This window comes from Paraliobacillus sp. X-1268, from assembly GCF_003426095.1.
Classification (GTDB): domain Bacteria; phylum Bacillota; class Bacilli; order Bacillales; family Amphibacillaceae; genus Paraliobacillus_A; species Paraliobacillus_A zengyii.
This window is the reverse complement of record NZ_QJSK01000001.1, coordinates 509,871-531,110: the sequence shown is the minus strand read 5'-3', so window position 1 is coordinate 531,110 and position 21,240 is coordinate 509,871. Positions and strand designations below refer to the sequence as shown.

Annotated in this window: 20 protein-coding genes; 18 read left to right on the top strand and 2 right to left on the bottom strand. The window is 35.8% G+C overall.

The genetic code is table 11. From position 1 onward, the window contains the following. Nucleotides 1-33 precede the first annotated feature (33 nt). From D2K62_RS02745 to spoVM, 6 genes are read left to right on the top strand one after another with little or no spacing between them, the layout of a single operon-like run. The gene (locus D2K62_RS02745) at nt 34-792 is read left to right on the top strand and encodes a Stp1/IreP family PP2C-type Ser/Thr phosphatase (protein ID WP_112180800.1); all 759 of its coding nucleotides are present in this window, start codon (nt 34-36) and stop codon (nt 790-792) included. After that, nucleotides 786-2,861 (top strand): Stk1 family PASTA domain-containing Ser/Thr kinase, encoded by a 2,076-nt coding sequence (gene pknB / locus D2K62_RS02740; protein ID WP_117160875.1) that lies wholly within the window; start codon nt 786-788, stop codon nt 2,859-2,861. Before D2K62_RS02745 ends, pknB begins: the two co-directional genes overlap by 7 nt. An 8-nt stretch (nt 2,862-2,869) precedes the next feature. Beyond that, complete coding sequence (gene rsgA, locus D2K62_RS02735) at nt 2,870-3,751, top strand: ribosome small subunit-dependent GTPase A (RefSeq protein WP_117160874.1); 882 nt, start codon at nt 2,870-2,872, stop codon at nt 3,749-3,751. Between the two features lie 3 nt (nt 3,752-3,754). After that, nucleotides 3,755-4,408: a ribulose-phosphate 3-epimerase gene (rpe, locus tag D2K62_RS02730; protein ID WP_112180803.1), complete on the top strand. Its 654-nt coding sequence runs from the start codon at nt 3,755-3,757 to the stop codon at nt 4,406-4,408. 26 nt (nt 4,409-4,434) lie between these two features. Then, nucleotides 4,435-5,109 carry a thiamine diphosphokinase gene (locus D2K62_RS02725; protein ID WP_117160873.1) on the top strand — a complete coding sequence of 225 codons (675 nt, stop codon included), beginning with the start codon at nt 4,435-4,437 and terminating at the stop codon, nt 5,107-5,109. 13 nt (nt 5,110-5,122) lie between these two features. Then, nucleotides 5,123-5,227: a stage V sporulation protein SpoVM gene (spoVM, locus tag D2K62_RS19245; RefSeq protein ID WP_369974626.1), complete on the top strand. Its 105-nt coding sequence runs from the start codon at nt 5,123-5,125 to the stop codon at nt 5,225-5,227. A 118-nt stretch (nt 5,228-5,345) separates the two neighbouring features. Here the strand turns inward: spoVM and rpmB are convergent, their stop codons facing one another. Beyond that, entirely contained in the window at nt 5,346-5,534 is a 189-nt protein-coding gene (rpmB, locus tag D2K62_RS02715; RefSeq protein WP_112180805.1) for a 50S ribosomal protein L28, read from the bottom strand. A gap of 443 nt (nt 5,535-5,977) precedes the next feature. Here rpmB and D2K62_RS02710 point away from each other — a divergent pair, with 443 nt between their 5' ends. From D2K62_RS02710 to rnc, 11 genes are all read left to right on the top strand, one after another. Beyond that, complete coding sequence (locus D2K62_RS02710; RefSeq protein WP_112180806.1) at nt 5,978-6,340, top strand: Asp23/Gls24 family envelope stress response protein; 363 nt, start codon at nt 5,978-5,980, stop codon at nt 6,338-6,340. Nucleotides 6,341-6,421: 81 nt separating this feature from the next. Then, on the top strand, nt 6,422-8,089 hold the full coding sequence (locus tag D2K62_RS02705; RefSeq protein ID WP_198663106.1) for a DAK2 domain-containing protein: 1,668 nt from the start codon (nt 6,422-6,424) through the stop codon (nt 8,087-8,089). 477 nt (nt 8,090-8,566) lie between these two features. Then, on the top strand, nt 8,567-9,229 hold the full coding sequence (gene sdaAB / locus D2K62_RS02700; RefSeq protein WP_117160872.1) for an L-serine ammonia-lyase, iron-sulfur-dependent subunit beta: 663 nt from the start codon (nt 8,567-8,569) through the stop codon (nt 9,227-9,229). A 75-nt stretch (nt 9,230-9,304) separates the two neighbouring features. Continuing rightward, nucleotides 9,305-10,189, top strand: coding sequence for an L-serine ammonia-lyase, iron-sulfur-dependent, subunit alpha (sdaAA, locus tag D2K62_RS02695; protein WP_112180808.1), 885 nt, complete (start codon nt 9,305-9,307; stop codon nt 10,187-10,189). Between the two features lie 5 nt (nt 10,190-10,194). Then, the gene (recG, locus tag D2K62_RS02690) at nt 10,195-12,228 is read left to right on the top strand and encodes an ATP-dependent DNA helicase RecG (protein ID WP_117160871.1); all 2,034 of its coding nucleotides are present in this window, start codon (nt 10,195-10,197) and stop codon (nt 12,226-12,228) included. A gap of 119 nt (nt 12,229-12,347) precedes the next feature. Further along, nucleotides 12,348-12,941 (top strand): transcription factor FapR, encoded by a 594-nt coding sequence (gene fapR, locus D2K62_RS02685; RefSeq protein WP_112180810.1) that lies wholly within the window; start codon nt 12,348-12,350, stop codon nt 12,939-12,941. After that, nucleotides 12,925-13,926, top strand: a complete 1,002-nt coding sequence (gene plsX, locus D2K62_RS02680; protein WP_112180811.1) for a phosphate acyltransferase PlsX — start codon at nt 12,925-12,927, stop codon at nt 13,924-13,926. The genes fapR and plsX overlap by 17 nt, the downstream gene beginning before the upstream one ends. A gap of 1 nt (nt 13,927) precedes the next feature. Beyond that, nucleotides 13,928-14,875, top strand: a complete 948-nt coding sequence (gene fabD, locus D2K62_RS02675; RefSeq protein ID WP_112180812.1) for an ACP S-malonyltransferase — start codon at nt 13,928-13,930, stop codon at nt 14,873-14,875. Further along, nucleotides 14,875-15,615 (top strand): 3-oxoacyl-[acyl-carrier-protein] reductase, encoded by a 741-nt coding sequence (gene fabG, locus D2K62_RS02670; protein ID WP_112180813.1) that lies wholly within the window; start codon nt 14,875-14,877, stop codon nt 15,613-15,615. The genes fabD and fabG overlap by 1 nt, the downstream gene beginning before the upstream one ends. A gap of 43 nt (nt 15,616-15,658) precedes the next feature. Continuing rightward, a complete protein-coding gene (locus D2K62_RS02665) occupies nt 15,659-15,892 on the top strand; it encodes an acyl carrier protein (RefSeq protein ID WP_112180814.1) in 234 nt (77 codons plus the stop codon). Between the two features lie 653 nt (nt 15,893-16,545). Continuing rightward, entirely contained in the window at nt 16,546-17,223 is a 678-nt protein-coding gene (gene rnc / locus D2K62_RS02655; RefSeq protein ID WP_112180816.1) for a ribonuclease III, read from the top strand. A 72-nt stretch (nt 17,224-17,295) separates the two neighbouring features. Here rnc and D2K62_RS02650 read toward each other — a convergent pair whose 3' ends face one another. Next, nucleotides 17,296-17,517 carry a DUF1128 domain-containing protein gene (locus tag D2K62_RS02650; RefSeq protein ID WP_112180817.1) on the bottom strand — a complete coding sequence of 74 codons (222 nt, stop codon included), beginning with the start codon at nt 17,515-17,517 and terminating at the stop codon, nt 17,296-17,298. A 144-nt stretch (nt 17,518-17,661) separates the two neighbouring features. Between D2K62_RS02650 and smc the strand changes: the two genes are divergently transcribed. Further along, nucleotides 17,662-21,234 (top strand): chromosome segregation protein SMC, encoded by a 3,573-nt coding sequence (gene smc, locus D2K62_RS02645; RefSeq protein ID WP_112180818.1) that lies wholly within the window; start codon nt 17,662-17,664, stop codon nt 21,232-21,234. Nucleotides 21,235-21,240 lie beyond the last annotated feature (6 nt).

Genomic DNA, 21,240 nt, shown 5'->3' with positions numbered 1-21,240 from the left:
ATGATGAAGAATGAATGATACGGGGTGAGATGAATGAAGCAATATTTTATAACGGATCAAGGAAAAGTAAGAGAACATAATGAAGATGCAGGTGGTATATTTCGTAATGCAGAAAATCAAGTTTTAAGTGTTGTAGCAGACGGGATGGGAGGCCATAAGGCAGGTGATGTGGCTAGTCAAATGGTTATCCATCACTTTCAACAAGAATGGCCAAAAACCACTAGCTTAACAACGAAAGAGGAAACGGAAGAATGGTTGACAAACTCAATTAAAGATATTAATCAAAAAGTTTATGATCATGCACAGGAAAATAAAGAATGTGCTGGTATGGGCACAACGGTGGTGGCTGCAATATTTTCTTGTGATTTTGTTTCTATCGCGCATATTGGTGATAGCCGTTGTTATCTTTATCATGATCAAACACTTCGACAAGTAACAGAGGACCATTCACTCGTCAATGAACTTGTTCGATCTGGTCAAATTTCAAAAGAAGATGCTGAATTTCATCCTCGTAAAAATGTTTTGATGAGAGCATTGGGCACAGATAAAAATGCAGAACCAGATGTAAGATCAGAAGAATGGAAAGAAAAGGATCGTATACTGATTTGCTCAGATGGTTTATCTAATAAAGTCAGTGATAAAGAATTCAATGAATATTTGCAGAAGGATGATTCACTTGACCAAATTGGAAAACAATTAGTTAATCTAGCTAATGATCGCGGTGGAGAAGACAATATCACGATTACTTTATCTGAATATGAAACAGTAAGAGAAGGTGATCCATCGTGTTAGAAGGTCGATTACTGAATGACCGTTATAAGGTAATAAAGACGATTGGCGGCGGTGGAATGGCCAACGTATATCTAGGCCATGACACTATTTTAGATCGTGAAGTAGCTATTAAAGTATTGAAACTAGAATATGCAAATGATGAAGAATTTATTACCCGTTTTCATCGTGAAGCCCATTCTGCAACAAGTTTATCTAATCCTAATATAGTTAATATATATGACGTCGGCGATGAAGATAATATATACTACATGGTTATGGAGTATGTCGATGGGATGACTTTAAAAAAATATATTCAATTATACGGTCCAATCCAAGTTGAAGAAGCGATTGCAATTATGAGACAAGTTACATCTGCAATTGATCATGCCCATGAAAATGATATTGTTCATCGTGACATTAAACCCCAAAACATTTTAATTGACCCTTTTGGTCAAGTTAAAGTGACTGATTTTGGTATAGCATTGGCTTTAAGTGCTACCTCATTGACGCAAACCAATTCTGTATTAGGTTCTGTTCATTATCTTTCACCAGAACAGGCGCGCGGAGGGAACGCAAATAAAAAATCCGATATCTATTCACTAGGTATTGTCCTCTATGAATTGTTGACTGGGCGGATACCTTTCTCTGGACAATCTGCAGTTTCGATTGCCTTAAAACACTTACAATCTAATACGCCCTCCATTAGACAATGGAATGAAGAAATACCACAAAGTATTGAAAATGTTGTTTTAAAAGCAACAACAAAAGATCCATTCTATCGGTATGATTCGGTAGATGCTTTTGAGCAAGATTTAATAACTGCTTTAGACCCATCTCGTTTGAATGAGCCAGCTTTTTTCCCGCCTGAAGAAGAGGGCGAGTCAACAAAAGCAATTCCGATCATAACGGAAAAATCTTTTGAAAAAAATAAATCAGCACAAGATACACTCGTTCACACTAAAAATAATGTTGGAAATGAACAACCAACAGAAAATGAAACAGATATAAAAACAGGTAAAAATAAAAAAGCTAAGAAAAAGAAATCCAAAAAAAAGAAAGTTTTTATTTGGTTGATAATAGTATTCTTTGTTCTAATAAGTTCAGGTCTGTTTGCATTATTTGTATTGCCTAATTGGCTCCAACCAGATGATATAACGGTTCCTGAGTTAGAAGGAGAAACATATAGTGATGCTTTACAAGAACTTGTAGAACTTGGTTTAGAAGTAGAACGTGAAGATGATTTCTCAGAAGAAATTCCGGAAGATCACGTAACGAGAACGAACCCTGAGGCAGGCATAAATATTAAAGAAGGCTCCTCGATAACAGTTTATGTTAGTCAAGGAAAAGAAACAGAAGATATTGCTGATTATGTAGGGCAGAATTATGATCAAGTAGAACGAATTCTCCTGCAACTAGGTTATCAAGACGTTCAGAGAAACGATACCTATTCTGATCAACCAGAAGGACAGATTTTAGAACAGGTTGAACCTTCACCAAATAGTGCGGTGGTTCCTTCTGATACTATTGTTATATTCGATGTTAGTGCTGGAGAAAAAATGATCACGTTAGATGACTTAACTGGCATGAGTGAAGATGATGCAAGAGAGTATCTAGCAGCAAATAATTTATCCGCCAATATAGAAGAAAGTAATTCAGATGATGTCGCAGAGGGTGATGTAATTAGTCAATCTCCAAGTGCAGGTAGTGAAGTGGAAGAGGATACTGTGATCGATCTTGTTGTTTCAATAGGAGAAGAAGAACAGCCTCCTATAACACATAGCGTTTCCTTTACAATACCATATACTGGCGACACTACTAATAACGGTAATGGTGATGAAAATGGAAACGGTACTGAAAATGGAAATGGAAATAACGAGAATGCTACAAGTGAAGCGCAAGAAGTGCGTATCTATATTAATGATATGAATAATGATCTTACAAGCTTGTATGAAACAGAGTCCATTACGGACGATACGGAGTTTTCTGTTAGGCTTACGATCGCACCGGGTGAGACTGCAACTTACAAAGTTGAAAGAGAAGATCAAGTAATCTTGCAAAAAACGATTGCATATGAAGATGTAGAGGGGTGAGTGAATGAATGCCTGAAGGTAAAATTATGAAAGCATTAAGCGGCTTTTATTACGTGAAGAGTGATCAAAATATATATCAATGCAGAGGACGAGGATTATTTCGCAAACAAAAAATCACCCCATTAGTTGGTGATGATGTCCAATTTGATATTAGCAATCCGAATGAAGGCTATATTTTTGAAATAAAAGAACGTAAAAATGAATTAAGACGCCCACCTATAGCGAATATTGATCAAGCTGTTATTGTCGTATCAGCTAAAGAACCTGATTTTAGTTCCCTACTATTAGATCGTTTTTTATTATTAGTAGAAGCGAATCAAATAGAACCTGTTATATTTATTTCAAAAGTAGACATGCTTTCTGCTGAAGAGTTAGAAAAAATTAATATATATCAGGAAATTTACCGTTCTATTGGCTATCAGGTTGAAGTGTCATCAACGAAAGATGGTTCTGATCTGCAACAACTAATGCCTTATTTCTCTAATAACATATCGGTTATAGCTGGACAATCAGGTGTGGGTAAATCATCGTTATTAAATAAATTGAATCCACAACTTGATATCGAGACAGACGAAATTTCAACTAGTCTGAATCGTGGTAAACATACAACGAGGCATGTTGAACTTGTAGAAATTGCAGAAGGTTTAGTTGCGGATACACCTGGATTTAGTTCATTGGAATTTGATCAAATTGATTTAGAAACGTTACCTGTTTGCTTTCCTGAAATGAGAAGCAGACAGAATGATTGTAAATTCCGTGGCTGCATGCATATTAATGAGCCGAAGTGTGCCATTAAAGCAGCCGTAGAAAATGAAGAAATCGCATCTTTCCGATACAAACATTATGTTTCATTTTATCACGAAATTCATACAAGAAAGCCGAGGTATTAAAAGATGACAAAAATTGCCCCATCTATTCTATCAGCTGATTTTGCACGATTGAAAGATGAAATTACAGACGTGGAACGAGGGGGAGCCGATTATATTCATGTTGATGTAATGGACGGCCACTTTGTTCCCAACATAACAATTGGACCACTTATTGTTAATGCTATTCGTCCAGTTACTACGTTACCTTTAGATGTGCATTTAATGATTGATAATCCAGATGACTATATTGACGCTTTTGCTGATGCTGGAGCAGATATTATTTCTGTTCATGTCGAAGCTTGTGTGCATTTACACCGCACGATTCATGCGATTAAAGCAAGAGGAGTAAAAGCGGGAGTTGTAATCAATCCTGGTACACCTGTAGAAATGCTCTACCCTATTTTAAAAGATGTCGATTTAGTCTTGTTTATGACTGTAAATCCTGGCTTTGGTGGGCAGTCCTTTATCGCAGATGTATTGTCGAAGGTTGAACAAGCAGCTATTTGGAGAAGAGAATTTGCCCCTCATGTGGAGTTTGAAGTTGATGGTGGTATTAATGAAGAAACTGCCAAATTGTGTACAGATGCAGGTGTCGATGTGTTAGTTGCAGGAAGCGCTATTTTCAATCAACAGGATCGACATGAAGCAATTGAGATCATTCGAAATGCAACAAAATAAAGTTTGTGCATAAAAGGGGTAAGATTATGTATACTGTAGCCATTGTAGCGGGAGGTCCTGCTTCATTTATTCCAAACTTAACATTATACCAGAATCAAGTTGACTACTGGATTGGTGCAGATAAAGGTTCTTACCGTTTAGTAGAGGAAAATATGAGTCTAGATCTAGCAATTGGCGATTTTGATTCGATAACTGAAGATGAATTTAGTAAGGTGAAAGAGCATGCAAAAAAAATAAATGTTTTTTCAATTGAAAAGGATGAAACTGATCTAGATTTAGCTATTTTAGAAGCAATGGCTTTAAAGCCTAATAAATTACTTATCTTTGGTGCTACAGGTGGTCGAATGGACCACACACTGGCTAATATTCAATTACTCTCCCGATTAAAACAGGACATCCAAACTAGTATAATTGATTCTCAAAATGAAATTTCTTTATTTCGTCCTGGAAACTATGAGATTGAGGAAAATCACAATTTACCGATGATCTCCTTTATTCCTTTAACACCTGCTGTAGCAGGTTTATCTCTTGAAAATTTCTACTATCCGTTAGAGGATAAATTAATTGAATGGGGATCAACTCTATGTCTTTCCAATAAGCTTATTCGGAAAAAAGGTACTTTTTCTTTTGATACAGGCATATTAATAATGATAAAGAGCCGTGATGTACTTATTAGGCATGGTAATCATAGAATAATATGAAGTATTTTTTGTCATAAGGAAAAGAGGAGGGGTTCTCATTAAATTTTATACCTTTAAACTCCCAAGGTTCATTGGTGGCTTCGTTCGAGTAATCATGGGTTCATTTAAAAAGAATTAATTTGTTCCGTATGTGAAAGTGGCATAACAAAAAAGCACCTAATCATAGGTGCTTTTTTGTTAAATAAGTATATCTTTTATTGAATAGTAAAAACTAATCATTAAAGCACTACTTATAATTATACGCGCTCTACTTTACCAGATTTCAATGCACGAGTAGAAACATAAACACGTTTCGGTTTACCATCTACCATAATGCGAACTTTTTGCACGTTAGCTTTCCATGTGCGTTTATTAGAGTTCATTGCGTGCGAACGGTTATTTCCAGTTGAAGTTTTACGTCCAGTTATAACACATTTTCGTCCCATATTAATCCCTCCTACTTACATCTATCTCATTACATACTTATATAATTTATCACAAATATACGGATAATGCAATCTATAGTTGAATAAAGTAAGAACGATCAAAATGATCACGAATTAATTACTACTAATAAGCAAAACCTTCAATTTTTAGACAAAAAGTAGCTTTATAATAGGAATATAAAGCAGATTCGCTTGACAGAATTTAAGTTTTCGTCCATTGTATAAAGGGGTTTATCAAGGTTATGGAAGACTTAGGTCCTTAATACACGGATTTATTCAAGTACATACTAACCAATGAAACAGTTTTTTGTTAAAGGTACAAGGTGAAACGGCTTTCATAATTAATTTGTTTGTTGTAATATGAAGATAACCGAACTGTTTTATATGTTAAACTGAAATTATAAGTAAAAGAATAGCAAGATATGACTAAGGAGGATAATGTTATGTCTATTGAATTAACTACAAAAGACGGACATGTCACAATTACAAATGAAGTAATCTCTACAGTTGCCGGTGGAGCAGCTATTGAGTGCTATGGTATTGTTGGTATGGCTTCAAAAAACCAACTGAAAGATGGAATTGCGGAAATTTTACGTAAAGAAAACTTTTCTAAAGGTGTTGTCGTTCGTCAAGATGATGACCTTATTAGTATTGATATGTATATTATTGTAAGTTATGGTACAAAGATTTCTGAAGTAGCTCATAACGTACAATCTCAGGTAAAATATACATTGGATAAAACATTAGGATTACCAATTCATGCAATTAATATTTTCATTCAAGGTGTAAGGGTACAAGCAGAATAAAAAATAAAAGTTGTAATAAATAAAATGCTAGCTACAAATTGAAACGTGTTAAGTTTTTCGTTTACGAAGGAGGAAGTTCTAGTGGTTGTAAGAACTATAGAAGGCGCTAAGTTTGCACAAATGGTGCTACTTGGTGCAAACCATTTAACTAACAATGCAACAATGATTGATGCATTAAATGTTTTTCCAGTTCCTGATGGGGACACGGGTACAAATATGAATTTATCAATGACTTCAGGCGCTGCCGAAGTAAAGAAATTAGAGAATGAATCTGTAACAGTAGTATCTGAAGCATTTGCAAAAGGCTTGTTAATGGGTGCACGTGGAAATTCAGGTGTGATACTTTCACAACTATTTCGCGGTTTTGCAAAAGGTGTGAATGGTGCTGAAGTTCTTGATACAAAAACATTCGCAAAGGCTTTGCAAACAGGTGTTAATACAGCTTATAAAGCTGTTATGAAACCGGTTGAAGGGACAATTTTAACTGTAGCAAAAGATACCGCTAAAAAAGCAGTAGAATTAGCTGAAACTACTGAGGACATCATTGTATTTATGGAAGGTGTCTTAAAAGCTTCTAAAAAATCGCTTGCGCATACACCGGAATTATTACCAGTTTTGAAAGAGGTTGGTGTAGTAGATAGTGGTGGACAAGGTTTAGTAGTTATATATGAAGGGTTTTTAGCATCCTTAAAAGGAGAGGCTTTACCTGAATCTGCAAATGCGACGGTTGAAATGGATGATTTGGTAAACGCTGAACATCATAAACTTGTTCAAGATTATATGCGAACAGAGGATATCGAATTTGGTTATTGTACTGAATTTATGGTTAAATTTGAAGATGAAAAATTAAAAGAAAATCCTTATGATGAAGAAGTATTTCGTCAAGAGCTAAGTGAACTAGGTGATTCATTATTAGTTGTATCTGATGATGAAATTATTAAAGTCCATGTGCACGTAGAATATCCTGGTCAAGCTATAGATTTAGGCCAGCGTTTTGGAAGCTTTATTAGTATTAAAGTTGAAAATATGCGTGAGCAACATACTTCTATTGTCGGTGATAAGGTTAAAACGAAAGAAAAGCCAAAGAAAAAGCAAGATTATGCGATCGTATCTGTTGCAATGGGTGATGGATTAAAAGAATTGTTAGAAAGTCTTGGTGCATCAGTTGTCATTCAAGGTGGACAAACAATGAATCCTAGTACGCAGGACATTACACATGCAATTGAAGAAGCGCATGCTAAACGCGTAATTATATTACCTAACAATAAAAATATTGTCATGGCTGCTGAGCAAGCTGCAGATTTAAGTGAAGATGAAGTAATTGTTGTTCCAACGAAAACAATTCCACAGGGAATGAGCGCATTATTAGCCTTTCATCCTGATTCTTCGCTTGAGACTAACAAAGCGAATATGTTAGAAGCAAGTAAGCAAGTAAAAACTGGTCAGATAACATATGCAGTAAGAGATACGCAAATAGATGGGTTAACGATTGAAAATGGAAACTTTATGGGGCTTGCTGATAGTAAGATTATCGCAACAGGTAAAGATAAATTAGATGTTATCAAACAATTATTAGCAGAACTTGTTACAGAGGAAGATGAAATTGTAACGATCTTACAAGGTGAAGATGCTGCTGATGAAGAAATTGAGATCATCGAATCATACATTGAAGCGGAATTTGAAGACTTGGAAATAGAAGTTCATAAAGGAAATCAACCGATTTATTCTTATATTTTTGCTATAGAATAAGTAAGAAGGCTCAGGAGTAAGACCATATCCTGAGCTTTTCTTATGTTAGAAGTTTCGTTATACTAAGTTTACAACTTACGCAAGTATGAAACAGGTATTCAAGTCTTGATATAACAAGGAAGTCTGACAATCAAAATAGAAGTTGACTTCACGCTTCTTTTGAAATCGGCTGACGAACTTTTTGCTTTACTAAGTTAGCTGAAGCCGTGCCTACGGAAAGGGAGCCCATTTCGCTTGAGATGCGAGGCGAAAGCTCTGTTAAATGTCCATTTAACTAAAGATCGTTACGACATAGTCTGTGTTAATTCTGTAATTGACAATAAACTTATAAAAAACAGATCTCTAAAGAATGTCACATAATATAATTCAAACGAAACACATTCAACAATTAACGCTTATTTTTTTGTTGAGATAATTGAGTAAGAAAATATAAAACACGTTTAATAACTGAGGGAATTGAAAGGAGTGTCATTTCGAATGAAATACAAATCAGTTTTTGACATTATTGGTCCTGTTATGATTGGACCTTCAAGTTCTCACACAGCAGGTGCTGCAAGAATTGGTAGGGCTGCGAGAAATTTATTTGGAAATGAACCAGTTTGGGCAGATATTTATCTCTACGGGTCATTTGCTAAAACGTATAGAGGCCATGGTACGGATGTTGCAGTTATTGCAGGCTTATTAGACTATGATACTGATGACAGTCGAATTAGTACAGCATTGGAAATTGCACATTCAAAAGGTATTGCTGTCCACTTTTTTGAAGAAGAAAGTGCCGTTGAACACCCAAATACAATGCGAATTAAAATGGGTGTTGGTAATGAAACTTTTGAATTAGTGGGTATTTCTATCGGCGGTGGGAAAGTTGAAATTACGGAACTGAATGGTTTTGAATTGCATTTATCAGGAAACCATCCGGCTATCTTAATCATGCACAATGATCGTTTTGGTGCAATTGCATCTGTTACACAAATATTAGCAAAGCACGAAATTAATATTGGTAGAATGGAAGTATCACGTAAAGACATAGGCAAAGAAGCATTAATGGTAATTGAACTGGACCAAAACGTAAGTGAAGCGATAGAATTAGAATTAGATCAAGCTGACCACATCTTGCATGTTTCTAAAATTGTCGATTGATTCACATTACATATATACGAACTAGAACTAGAGTTAAATTATTAAATAAATAATAAGAATCAGGGAGGGATTTATTTGTTTCGAAACGTCGCAGAATTATTAACAATCACAGAAGAAAAAAATATTTCGATCTCTGAAGCAATGATCCTTCAAGAGATGAACTTGCATGGGAAATCTAGAGAACAGATAATGGCTCAAATGGAACGAAATCTAGATGTCATGGAAAAAGCAATAGAAGATGGTTTAAAAGGTGTCCGTTCTCATTCAGGTCTTACAGGTGGGGATGCGGTACTTCTACAAAACTATATAAAAACAAACAAACCACTTTCAGGCACGTTATTATTGGATGCTGTTAGTAAAGCGGTCGCAACAAATGAAGTAAACGCTGCTATGGGGTTAATTTGTGCTACACCGACAGCTGGAAGTGCTGGCTGTGTTCCGGGTGCTTTATTCGCAGTAAAAGAAAGATTAGAACCTTCTCGAGAAGAGATGATTCGTTTCTTATTTACATCTGGTGCTTTTGGATTTGTTGTTGCAAATAATGCTTTTATTTCCGGCGCTGCTGGTGGTTGTCAAGCAGAAATAGGTTCAGCTGCAGCAATGGCTTCGGCAGCTGTAGTAGAAATGTCTGGTGGGACACCGAAACAAAGTGCAGAAGCGTTTGCTATAACGTTAAAAAATATGTTAGGACTTGTTTGCGACCCTGTTGCAGGACTCGTTGAGGTACCATGTGTTAAGCGTAACGCAGCTGGAGCTTCTAATGCGATTGTATCAGCAGATATGGCTTTAGCAGGTATTGTTAGTAAAATTCCTTGTGATGAAGTTATAGGAGCGATGTATCGAATTGGAAGACAAATGCCATCAGCTTTACGAGAGACTGCAGAAGGTGGTCTTGCTGCTACACCAACTGGGCGAGCAATTGCTGCAAAAATTTACGGAAATACAGCAGAGAAAGAGTGAGATAATTGGGAGATCATTCGATTGAGCAAGTTAAAGGAGTAGGAGAAGCTTTACAAAAGAACTTTGAAGAACTGGGGATTTATACAGTTAATGATTTGCTCTTTTATTTTCCAAACAGATACGAACATTATGAAATCAAACCTGTCAGTGAATTAAGGCATGATGAGAAAGTATCGATAGAAGGGGAAGTCGTAGGAGATCCTGTGCTCACCTTTTTCGGAAAAAAGAAATCACGCTTAATACTTCATCTTCAAGTTGAAGAAGTAATCATAAAAGGGATTATGTTCAATCGACCTTTCGCGAAAAAACAATTACAACAAGGTGATACAGTAACATTAACTGGGAAATGGGATCAGCATCGCTTACAAATTACTGTCAATCAATATAAAAAGGGTAAAGTGAAACAAGATGATCCGATTCAGCCTGTTTATTATTTAAAGAATATACTAAAGTCAGCACAATTCAAAAAAATAATGATGCAGGCTATCGATCAATTTGCAGGTGAGATTGAAGAAATATTACCAAATCCTTATATAGAATCTTACAAGCTGCCAACAAGGGCTAAAGCATTGAGGGAAATGCATTTTCCATCTAATTTTCAAACGCTTAAGCATGCGAAGCGTCGTTTTATTTATGAAGAGCTTTTATTGTTCCAATTAAAAATGCAATTATTTCGTAAAAGAGATCGAGAGCGTACAAAAGGAAATAGCCAAATATATGATGCGTCTCAAGTTAATCAGTTTATTGAAACGTTACCATTTAAGTTAACAGATGCGCAAAAACGTTCACTTGATGAAATATTAGTAGATTTACGTGCCCCTTACCGAATGAATCGATTATTACAAGGTGATGTTGGTTCAGGGAAAACAGCTGTCGCTGCGATTGCCTTATTTGCTTCTATTACATCTAAAAAGCAGGGAGCAATTATGGTGCCAACAGAAATATTGGCTGAACAACATTATGAATCGTTACAGTCTTTATTCGATGGATACGGAACGATTACGTTATTAACTGGTTCTGTTAAAGGGAAAAAACGAAAAGAGATTCTAGAAAAAATCAAGACGCATCAAGTGGATATTACTATCGGTACCCATGCATTGATCCAAGAGGAAGTGGTCTTTGCTAATTTAGGTACAGTGATTGTCGATGAGCAACATCGTTTTGGTGTTAATCAACGAAAGACGTTGCGTGACAAAGGAATGGATCCAGATGTACTATTTATGACAGCTACCCCCATCCCTAGAACACTTGCTATTACAAGTTACGGTGATATGGATGTATCGCAAATTGATGAGATGCCAGTTGGTCGTAAAACAGTTGAAACCTATTGGGTAAAAGAAAACATGCTCCCTCGTCTATTACAATTCATTCAAAAAGAAGTGGATAGTGGTTATCAAGCGTATGTTATTTGTCCATTAATTGAAGAATCGGATAAAATAGATATTCAAAATGCGGTAGACTTATATAATCAATTACAAAATACATTCCCTTCGTCGACTAAAGTTGGTTTATTACATGGTAGGTTACATAGTGATGAAAAAGAAGATGTTATGCAGCAGTTTGCGGCTAATGAGATTCATGTTTTAGTTTCTACGACAGTTGTGGAGGTAGGTGTGAATGTTCCAAATGCAACAGTTATGCTCGTATATGATGCAGAAAGATTTGGTTTATCACAATTACACCAATTAAGAGGAAGAGTGGGACGTGGGCAAGCGCAGAGTTATTGTATTTTACTTGCTGATCCTAAAGGTGAAGTAGGAAAAGAACGTATGAAAATTATGACCGAAACGAGTAATGGATTTGAATTAGCAGAGCAAGATTTGCAATTAAGAGGACCTGGGGACTTTTTTGGTAAAAAACAAAGTGGCTTACCTGAGTTTAAAGTAGCTGATATTGTTCAAGATTATCGTGCATTAGAAACGGCCAGAAATGATGCACAATCAATTGTTTATCAAGATCGATTGAAAGATCCAAATTATTATGCACTTAAAAGCTACATCACAAAAGAATTAAACAATAATGGATCTTCATTTGATTAAAGGGGCTTGCATCTTTTTCTTTGGTATTATATATTACTATTAGTACCTACTCATAAATTAAAAATTCTCTTTAGTTTTACATTGGAAGTGATGAGAAAACTAGGATGGTGTTTAAATAAATGAAATTACCGAAAAAACATAGACAACAAAAATTACAAGAAACAATTAAAGAGATGCCTTTCATTACGGATGAAGCGTTGGCAAAACAGTTTGGCGTTAGTATTCAGACTATTCGATTAGACAGAATGGAATTATCCATTCCTGAGTTGCGTGAACGAATCAAATCTGTCGCAACCGATCAATGGAATGAAACCGTAAAAGCATTACGAATTGATGAAGTAATTGGAGAAGTGATTGATTTAGAATTAGACAATCGGGCTATTTCTATTTTAGACATTAGTAGTGAACATGTATTCTCACGTAATGATATTGCTCGTGGCCATCATTTATTTGCTCAAGCTAATTCATTAGCTGTGGCAGTTATTAACGATGAGCTAGCTTTAACCGCTAAGGCAGAGATAAAGTTTACGCGACAAGTTAAACAAGGGGAACGCGTTATTGCAAAAGCTAAAGTAGTCACTGCTGTTGAAAATCAACGGACATCGGTTGAAGTAGATAGCTATGTTGATAATGAAATTGTTTTTTCTGGTGTGTTCGATATGTATCGTTCTACAGAACAAAAAGGAGAAGATCGACATGAAGTTAGTAATTGATGCAATGGGAGGCGACCATGCTCCAGAAGCAGTAGTAAAAGGGGCTATGGAAGCTGTCAAACAGATTGAAAACCTTGAAATAACATTAGTGGGAGATCAAGAAAAAATAGCGACTCATTTAACAGATGACAGCAAGATATCGATTATACATACAACAACTGTAATAACTGGTGATGAAGAACCTGTTCGAGCTGTTCGTAGAAAAAAGGACTCTTCTCTAGTTTTAATGGCAAATGAAGTGAAGGAAAAACGAGCTGACGCTTGTGTATCAGCAGGGAGTACCGGAGCGTTAATGAGCGCTGGTTTATTTCAAGTCGGCCGTATCAAAGGTATAGAAAGACCAGCACTAAGCCCAACTTTACCAACTAAAGATCAAAAAGGATTTTTATTATTAGATGTTGGTGCTAATGTAGACGCAAAAGCGAAACACCTCGTTCAATTTGCAATCATGGGTACAATTTATAGTGAGAAAGTCCGGGGGATCACTTCACCTCGAGTAGGCTTACTGAATATTGGAACAGAAGATGGTAAAGGCAATGAACTGACAAAAGCTGCTTTTTCTCTATTAAAACAAGCACCGATTAACTTCATTGGTAATGTAGAAGCACGAGATTTACTTGACGGTGTTGCAGATGTGGTTGTTACAGATGGTTTTAGTGGTAATATAACGCTGAAAACAATTGAGGGTACAGCTGCGACAATGTTTTCTATGTTGAAGAAGTCATTTATGGCTAACATGAAGACAAAAGTAGCTGCTGGATTGATGCAAAAAGATTTAAGGAAACTAAAAGATCAATTAGACTATTCAGAATATGGTGGTGCAGGACTTTTTGGTCTTCAATCCCCAGTTATCAAAGCACATGGTTCTTCAAACGCTCGTGCGATTTTTAGTGCAATTAAGCAAGCATGTCATATGGTGGAATATGATGTCACAAAAAAAATTGAAACAACAGTAGCAGAGTATGACGCCAGTGAGGAGGAATAATATGAAACAAGTAGCCTTTATATATCCCGGACAAGGATCACAACAAGTTGGTATGGGTGAAGAATTATATCAAACGTATCCGGTGGTAAAAGAACTTTTTGAACAGGCTAATGCATTATTGAATTTAAATTTAACGGATCTTATGTTTGTGGGCCCAGACGATAAGTTAAAGCAAACAGAGAATGCCCAACCTGCTTTATTACTTACTAGCATTGCTATTACTAGGGTACTTTTTGAGGAAGGTATTAAACCAGTACGTCTTGCTGGTCATAGTCTTGGCGAATACAGCGCACTCGTGGCAGCAAATGCTTTGCCATTTCAGGATGCCTTACCATTAGTACAAGCTAGAGGTCGGTTGATGGAAGAAGCATATCCAAAAGGTCAAGGACTAATGGCTGCGGTTCTCGGAATGGAGCAAGATACTCTGCAAAAAGAATTAGATCAAATTCAAACGGAAACAAATGAAGTGATTGAAATTGCTAATTTGAATTGTCCAGGTCAAATAGTCATTTCAGGAACTAAAGTAGCAATAGAACATGCCGTTACAAAGTTAAAAGAAGCTGGAGCAAAACGGGTCTTGCCGTTAAATGTTAGTGGACCATTTCATTCTAGTTTAATGAAACCAGCTGCTAATGAATTTTCTAAACGATTAGAACAAGTAAATGTTACCAATGCGGAAATTCCTGTCTATGCGAATGTATCGGCCGAAGAAGTGACAGACCAAGTAGAAATTAAACAATTACTAATAGAACAATTGTATTCACCAGTTCGTTTTGAAGAAATTTTACACCGTTTGAATGATGATTCATTGGATGCTATCGTAGAAATTGGTACTGGAAAAGTCTTAACTGGATTAATGAAGAAAGTGAATCGTCGCATGACTACTTTCTCTATCCAAGATCCAGAATCACTTCAGGCGTTTATTTCATGGTATAAGGAGGAATCTTAATGCTTAAAGGTAAGGTAGCACTTATAACAGGTGCTTCTCGAGGGATTGGTAGATCAGTTGCACTAGAGCTTGCATCGCAAGGAGTGAAAGTTGCCGTCAACTTTGCAGGCAACGAAACAAAAGCACAACAAGTTGTTGATGAGATAGAAGCATTAGGCATAGAGGCAATTAAGATTCAAGCAGATGTTACGGTTGAAGCAGAAGTCAAAGATATGATCAAGCAAGTAATAGAAATATTTGGTAGTTTAGATATCTTAGTTAATAATGCCGGTATAACACGTGATAATTTGATCATGCGTATGAAAGAAGAAGAATTTGATGAAGTAATTCAAACGAATTTAAAAGGTGTTTTTCTTACTACGAAAGCTGTGACAAGACAAATGATGAAGCAAAGAGCTGGTCGAATTATTAATGTCGCCTCAGTAGTTGGTATTAGTGGTAACGCTGGTCAAGCAAACTATGTAGCAGCAAAAGCTGGTGTAATTGGTATGACTAAAACCGCTGCAAAGGAATTAGCTACGCGTAATATCTTAGTAAATGCAGTTGCACCAGGATTTATTGAAACAGATATGACAGCTAAATTATCAATTGAGCAACGCGATGCAATGACTGAATTAATACCTCTTACAAGATTGGGTAGTGGTGAGGATGTTGCGAAAGTTGTGCGATTTTTAGCTTCTGATGATGCAAGTTATATCACTGGACAAACTATACAAGTTGATGGTGGTATGGTAATGTAGAATTTGTTATTCTCTTGCTACTTTGAAAGGGGGTGAACGAAAGATGGCAGATACATTTGAACGCGTAAAGAAAATAGTGATCGATCGCCTAGATGTTGAAGAAGATAAAGTAACTTTAGAGGCATCTTTTAAAGATGATTTAGAAGCAGATTCATTAGATGTTGTTGAACTTGTTATGGAACTAGAAGATGAGTTTGATATGGAAATCGCTGATGAAGATGCAGAAAAACTTCAAACGGTTGGTGATGCTGTAACGTACATAAACAGCCAATCCTAATAAATGGTATCAATTAAAAAGTCTCGCTCAAAAAGCGAGACTTTTAAAATATGGCTCTTTTCGAAAAGATTGTTGCTTTTCAATATGAACTTGATAAAAACTGCGACGTAGTGAAACTTTTTTACCGCTACGCTCCACAAGTGAAATGGGATCGCTTTCCGTGGGCACAACCTCAGCTATCTCTAGAAGCAAAAATCGCTTCTAGAGAGGATCTTCGGTTTGTGTTGTTCCCACAGGAGTCTCACCCATCTCACTTGCTCCGCTAGTTTTTGTTTATAAATAAGTAAAGCGTGTCCTATTTCATACTGAATTTAAATACCAGTAACTATGTTAGTTACTGAAAAACACATCAGTTGTTAATTTATTATAACTAGCGTATCAAGTGAAATTGACGACACTCCTGCAGGAACAGCACGGGCTGAAGATCCACTCGGAAAGCGGTCTTTGCTTATCCGAGTTAGCTGAAGCCGTGCCTGCGGAAAGGGAGTCAATTTCACTTGAGAAGCGGGTTAGATAATTCGTTACGTCGTAGTTGATGATAATGCTGACGTAAGTATGGTTAAGGGCAGTCTATGGAAATGTTTTAAACAACAATCTTTTAGAAAAGAGCTTAAAAATAAAGGTGTTAAAATAATGAATAGGAGGCGAAGGATATGAATTTTCAACCATTACAAGATCATTTGCAAATTCATTTTAATAATGAATCGATATTGCAACAAGCTTTTACACATTCTTCTTATGTGAATGAAAATCGTGGCAAATCATCTCAAGATAATGAACGGCTTGAATTTTTAGGAGATGCGGTATTAGAACTAGGTGTTTCGCAATATTTATATCGTACTTATCCTAATATGGCAGAAGGAGAGTTAACGAAATTACGCGCATCAATTGTCTGTGAGCCTGCCTTAGTTGGTTTTGCAAATGATTTATCGTTTGATCAATACGTGTTACTTGGTAAGGGTGAAGAACGAACTGGTGGGAGAAAGCGTCCAGCATTATTAGCTGATGTTTTTGAAGCTTTTGTTGGTGCACTTTACTTAGATCAAGGTTTTGATGTTGTATTAGACTTCTTGGATAAATACCTTTATCCAAAAATTGAAAAAGGTGCCTTTTCTCACGCAATGGATTATAAAAGCCAGTTGCAGGAATTGATTCAACAGAATAGAGATGCAGAGATTGTATATGAAATAGTTGAGGAAAAAGGTCCCGCACATGATCGCGAATTCATTGCAAACGTACGTTTGAATCAAGAAATTGCTGGAGTTGGACATGGTAGAACAAAGAAGGAAGCAGAACAACGAGCTGCTAAAAAGGCATTAGATCAAAGGTAGAATAAAATGATTGATGGTTGGCTCGTCTTTATGAATAGCTATTCGTAAAAACAAGCCAACAATCACTCTATTTTATTTACGGATACTTGAAAGTTCTTGAATAAATGCTTGTGTTTCAGAAACGCTTAATTGACCTTTTTGAATTAAAACATCATATAACGCTTTTAGATCATCATACTTCTCTAGATTGTAATCATCTGGATCCATAATTGATTCATTTACCACGCGTAACTGGCTAGCAATTTCCTTTAGAATATAAGTAAGGTTTTCATTTGTTGCTTCATTTAAATTCAAACGAACACTCCTTTGGTAATCTGACCTTCTATCTCTCCTCTCTTTATGATAAAATAGTTTAGTTGAAATGCAAGCTTTTAGTTGAAATTGTAGTAAAATAATTAATGAGTTAAAAAATAGTAGCGACTTAATAGGAGAATGTATATGTTCCTAAAAAAATTAGAATCAGTTGGTTTTAAATCATTTGCTGAACGCGTTTCAGTAGATTTTGTTCCGGGTGTTACTGCAGTGGTAGGACCAAACGGAAGCGGAAAAAGCAATATAACAGACGCAATACGATGGGTTTTAGGGGAGCAGTCTGCTAAATCATTGCGTGGTACAAAGATGGAAGATATTATTTTTCAGGGTAGTGATACACGAAAAGCTTTAAATGTCGCAGAGGTTACCCTTATTTTAGATAACCATGATCAAGCATTACCGATTGATTATGAAGAAGTAAGTGTAACTAGGCGTGTATATCGTTCTGGTGAAAGTGAATATTTATTAAACAAGCAATCTTGTCGATTAAAAGATATTGTTGATTTATTTATGGATTCTGGTTTAGGACGAGATGCATTTTCTATTATTAGTCAAGGGAAAGTTGAAGAAATATTAAGCTCAAAAGCAGAAGAAAGACGCACAATTTTTGAAGAAGCTGCAGGTGTTTTAAAATATAAAAACCGTAAAAAGAAAGCCGAATATAAACTTGCAGAAACTCAGGAGAATTTAAATCGAGTTGAAGATATTACACATGAAATAGAAAAGCAGTTAGAACCTTTGCAACAACAGGCTTCCACTGCTAAAGAATATATAGCTAAAAAAGAAAGTTTGAAAACGAAAGAAATTGCGTTATTAAACGCTGAAATTGAAACGCTTCATAAGCAATGGTCCGAGTATCTTGAAGATATTAAAGAAAATAAAGATGAGGAGATCGCTTTTACGACATCTATTCAGCAAAAAGAAGCTGTCTTAGAAAGAGAAAGACAAGATATGCAACAGTTGGATCAATCTATAGAAGTTTTACAAGAAAAACTATTAGCTTCAACACAAGAATTAGAGAATTTAGAAGGTAACAAGAAGCTAATGGAAGAGCGGTCCAAACACTTTACAGAGAATAAAGAAAAATTAGAAACAGAACTAGAAACACTACAAGTTAGAATTACATCTATTGAAGATGAATTGAATACACAAACCGAAAAACTTACTGAACTTGAGTCTGTACGCAACCAGACAAAGCAACAGACCAACATAGTGAAAACGCAACTAGACCAGTCTTCTGAAAATAGCGAAGAAAAAATAGAAGAACTAAAAAGTGACTACATTGAATTGCTTAATGAACAAGCAGCGAAAAGGAACGCCAAACAATCGATTGAGCAACAGTTAAATCAAATGGATTACAGACAGAAAAATCAGGAATCAAAATTTGAAGATCAATTGGCACAAAGAGACACACTAACAAGTGTATTAACGGATTATCAAGGACAATTAGAAGTACAACACGCAAATCGAAAACAAAAAGAAGATGGTTTACATGCTGATAAAGAAAAAATTGAGCAAATAAAAGAAGAATATCAAGCATCACAAACCAAACTCAATCAAGGTTATCAATATATTGAAAAACTAAAATCTAAGAAAGAAATGCTTGAAGATATGAAGGAAGACTTTCAAGGTTTTTTCCAAGGTGTTAAAGCGATATTAAAAGCAAGAGAAGAGAAGCGTTTATCAGGCGTACATGGAGCTGTAATCGAGTTACTTGATGTTCCTAAGGAATATGTTACTGCAATGGAAACAGCGCTTGGTGGGCAAACTCAGCATATTGTAGTAGATGATGAAGGAATAGCAAGACGAGCAATCGAATGGTTAAAACAATCGAATAATGGTAGAGCTACTTTTTTACCACTAAAAACAATGCGAGCAAAATCGCTTCCATTAAACCTGAAACAAAAAGTGGAAAATCAATCTGGATTTATTGGTGTTGCTAGTGATTTAATACATTTTGACGAAAAATATGATGGGGTTATTCGTTATTTACTTGGAAATACGATATTTGCGAGCACATTAAAAGATGCTAATGCAATAGCTGGAACGTTAGAACGTCGCTACCGCGTTGTAACGATAGAAGGCGACATTGTTAATCCTGGTGGGTCTATGTCTGGTGGGGCGCGTAAAAATACGAATCAATCACTATTTACAAGAGATAATGACTTGCAAGATGTAACCAATAAGTTAACTAAATTCAATCAAAATATTATTGAATTTGAAGAGAAAGTTAACAAGCAAAAACAATTAATCTTTGAAAAAGAAGTAGATTTAGAGCAAGCAAGAACAAGTATTCAAACGATGCAACAGGAAGAAAATAAGTTGCGGGAACAAATGGCGGAGAATCAAGCAAATATTCGTCACATAAATAGTAATCTAAGTATATATGATCAAGAAAAAGCTCAATTTGAAAAAGATAAAAAAGAATTAACAGACAAAAAACATCAAATTGAGGAAACGCTTATCCTATTAGAAGAACAATTAGCAAGTAGACAGGCCGAAATTAATCGTTTAACGAGTGAGAAAAATACGCATCAAGAAAATTATACGGATTTAAAAGAAAACTATCACCGTTTACAAGTGAAGTTGGCTGAACAAGAAGGACAAGTGCAACATCAATTAGAGAAAACAGAAATTCTGGAGCAAACGTTTAGAGAATTACAGACTTCAGAAAAGAATATAACGCAACAATTAAATGAGTTAATAGCCTTTCATCAAACAGATGATAAACAACTAGCTTTTGAAGAGAAAGTAGTGCAAAAGCAAGCCGAAAAACAAGAAGTAACCGAATCCATTCAATCAAATCGCCAAAAGAGACTAAAACAAACGCAATTTATTGAAGATGCTGAAAGAGAAATTAAAACGCTTCTTAATCAAAGACAAGCAATAACAGAGATGATTCAACAGAAGGAAGTGAAAGCTACCCGTTTGGATGTAGAATTAGAAAATCGTTTAAATCATCTACAAACAGAGTATGTAATCACTTATGAAAAAGCAAAAGCAACCTATCCAACAGCCGAAGATATAAATCAAGCAAGCCAGGATGTAAAGTTGATTAAGCGATCAATTGAAGAGTTAGGAACCGTTAACTTAGGAGCAATTGATGAATACGATCGAATTGCAGAACGTTATGAATTCTTAACAGCGCAGCAAACAGATCTATTAGAGGCTAAAGAAACATTATATAGTGTCATTGGTGAAATGGATGACGAGATGAAACGGAAATTCGAAACAACCTTCTATCAAATAAAAGAAGAGTTTTCTGTTGTGTTTGAACAATTATTTGGTGGAGGACATGCTGCTTTAATCTTAACAGATCCAACAGATATGTTAGAAACAGGGGTTGACATTAAGGCGCAACCTCCAGGCAAAAAAGCGCAACAGCTGGGCCTTTTATCTGGTGGAGAAAGAGCTTTGACAGCAATTGCTTTGTTGTTCGCTATTCTGCGTGTTCGACCAGTTCCGTTTTGTGTATTAGATGAAGTGGAAGCAGCATTGGATGATGCAAACGTAAATCGATTTGCGCGTTATTTAAAAGATTACAGTGAAAATACGCAATTTATCGTAATCACACATAGAAAAGGAACAATGGAAGAAGCGGATGTTCTTTATGGCGTAACCATGCAAGAATCCGGTGTTTCGCGCTTGGTATCAGTTAAATTGGAAGAAACAAATGACTTAGTGAAGACGACAATATAATGAATT

Coding starts and splice junctions, on each gene's coding strand:
- plsX (WP_112180811.1), top strand. CDS start 12,925: ATGAAGTTAGTAATTGATGCAATGGGAGGCGACCATGCTCCAGAAGCA.
- fabD (WP_112180812.1), top strand. CDS start 13,928: ATGAAACAAGTAGCCTTTATATATCCCGGACAAGGATCACAACAAGTT.
- smc (WP_112180818.1), top strand. CDS start 17,662: ATGTTCCTAAAAAAATTAGAATCAGTTGGTTTTAAATCATTTGCTGAA.
- D2K62_RS02665 (WP_112180814.1), top strand. CDS start 15,659: ATGGCAGATACATTTGAACGCGTAAAGAAAATAGTGATCGATCGCCTA.
- D2K62_RS02745 (WP_112180800.1), top strand. CDS start 34: ATGAAGCAATATTTTATAACGGATCAAGGAAAAGTAAGAGAACATAAT.
- D2K62_RS02710 (WP_112180806.1), top strand. CDS start 5,978: ATGTCTATTGAATTAACTACAAAAGACGGACATGTCACAATTACAAAT.
- rpe (WP_112180803.1), top strand. CDS start 3,755: ATGACAAAAATTGCCCCATCTATTCTATCAGCTGATTTTGCACGATTG.
- fabG (WP_112180813.1), top strand. CDS start 14,875: ATGCTTAAAGGTAAGGTAGCACTTATAACAGGTGCTTCTCGAGGGATT.
- rnc (WP_112180816.1), top strand. CDS start 16,546: ATGAATTTTCAACCATTACAAGATCATTTGCAAATTCATTTTAATAAT.
- rpmB (WP_112180805.1), bottom strand. CDS start 5,534: ATGGGACGAAAATGTGTTATAACTGGACGTAAAACTTCAACTGGAAAT.
- rsgA (WP_117160874.1), top strand. CDS start 2,870: ATGCCTGAAGGTAAAATTATGAAAGCATTAAGCGGCTTTTATTACGTG.
- D2K62_RS02725 (WP_117160873.1), top strand. CDS start 4,435: ATGTATACTGTAGCCATTGTAGCGGGAGGTCCTGCTTCATTTATTCCA.
- sdaAB (WP_117160872.1), top strand. CDS start 8,567: ATGAAATACAAATCAGTTTTTGACATTATTGGTCCTGTTATGATTGGA.
- fapR (WP_112180810.1), top strand. CDS start 12,348: ATGAAATTACCGAAAAAACATAGACAACAAAAATTACAAGAAACAATT.